This window comes from Chromohalobacter sp. HP20-39, from assembly GCF_033052815.1.
Lineage (GTDB): Bacteria > Pseudomonadota > Gammaproteobacteria > Pseudomonadales > Halomonadaceae > Chromohalobacter.
The window spans coordinates 1-278 of sequence record NZ_JAWHTP010000597.1; the positions used below are offsets into that span (position 1 = coordinate 1).

1 protein-coding gene is annotated in these 278 nt (G+C 78.1%); it reads right to left on the minus strand.

Translation table 11 applies throughout. The features are described from left to right. On the minus strand, nucleotides 1-278 hold a 278-nt coding region (locus RVY79_RS19330), incomplete at both ends, for a RibD family protein (RefSeq protein WP_317466186.1).

The following is a 278-nucleotide window of genomic DNA, read 5'->3' on the forward strand; positions in this document are numbered from 1 at the left end:
GCGCATGGGCCGGGGCCGAGCGGGTGGTGAGCACCAGGGTCGGCGTGTCGCGGGCGGTCCGCGCCAGGACGCTGGCGGGCGAGAGCCGCAGATGCGTGTCGAGCACGACCCGCAGGGGCGAGAGCCCGTCCAGGCCCGGCAGCCGGACGGTCAGCGACGGGTCGTCCGCCCGGGCGGTGCCGATGCCGATCAGGATCGCGTCGGCATGGGCGCGCCACAGATGGACCGCCCCGTCCGCCACCGGGCCGGTGATGCGCAGGCGCTCCGGACCGGCGGCG